This is a genomic window from Oleiphilus sp. HI0128, assembly GCF_001635365.1.
The window spans coordinates 1-1279 of sequence record NZ_LWGG01001107.1; the positions used below are offsets into that span (position 1 = coordinate 1).

At 47.8% G+C, this 1279-nt stretch carries 1 protein-coding gene; it reads right to left on the bottom strand.

Annotated elements, in window-relative coordinates; translation table 11 throughout:
• Window positions 1-169: 169 nt before the first annotated feature.
• Window positions 170-1279, bottom strand: a 1110-nt coding sequence (locus tag A3763_RS18840) for an OFA family MFS transporter (RefSeq protein ID WP_068634586.1), incomplete at its 5' end; no start/stop codon positions are given.

Below are 1279 nucleotides of genomic sequence, written 5' to 3' on the forward strand. Positions count from 1 at the left end.
CAGACAATACTGTTTATGTCGTCAATGACAATGACGGTGTTGATGATAGCAATGGTGAGACGCAGTTAATCAACTTAGGTAATGATTTACTAAACTAAGTGTTAAACAGGTTTAGTCTTACTTAAACAAAAGGGGCCGGTCGATTTAGACCCGCCCCTTTTTTCATGCTCTAGGCAACACTCTTAGGTTCTTTCATTCGTAATGCAACGAAAGCGGCAATCGCCAGTAGAATTCCAGCCACGATAAATGACCAGACATAGGATCCGGTACTCGCGACTATCGCTCCCGATATTTTGGTCATCACAAAACCGCCTATTCCCCACGAAGTAAACAGAAGGCCATAATTGATACCAAAGGACTTCAAGCCCCACCAACCCTTACAAAAGGCAGGAAAAAGCGCCAGATTGGTACCGTAATTAAAGCCAATAAAGGTCGCCGACAAGACAATAAAGAACGCCATCGCCCCCTCACTAGAGACGACGAATATCGCCAGAAACATATTCAAAGACTGAAGCGCCAGGAAGATTGCCAAGGCAAGGTTTTTACCCATGGCATCAGACACCACGCCAGCAATAATCCGTCCTGAGGCATTACCTACCGCCATGATGGCGACGACGATAAACGCAGCGTTACCCATACTTTGCTTCGCCATCCCAGCCACGCTACCAATCACCATTAGCCCGGCTCCAGCGCCAATAAAATACAGAAACCAGAGTTTCCAAAATGAAGCCGTTTTAATAACCAGTGATGCATCCATGGATCTTTCAGGCTCACTGCGTTGAACCGGTTCCAAGTCTTCTTGCTCTGTTTTGGCAGGCAGTTCTTTAACTACATTCTGATCCGAAGATTCTGGTTCAGCAGGAACATAGCCCTCAGGCGGATTCTTAAGAAAACGGGATAGAATGCTTAAGGCAATAAAGAATGCAGCGCCAAAAAACATCATGGTGCTTTGCAAACCCCACTCACCAACAAGGTAAGAAGCCAAGGGGGCAATATAGACAGGTGCCAAGCCAAAGCCTGCAACGACCAAACCCGCAATAAGTCCGGTCTGCCCGCCGGGGAACCACTTCAGTGCAGGTGGCGTAGCCGAAGCATAACCAAAACCGATACCTGCACCGGTGAGCACACCAAAACCAAGCACCCAAGCTGTATAACTCGTGCTTTGCGAAATCACCAGCAAACCTGCACCCACTAACACGCCACCAATCAGTGCCGTTACCCTGGGCCCTAATAAGTCCTGGCACTTACCCGCCAGAATCATCGTAAAGGCAAACACTAA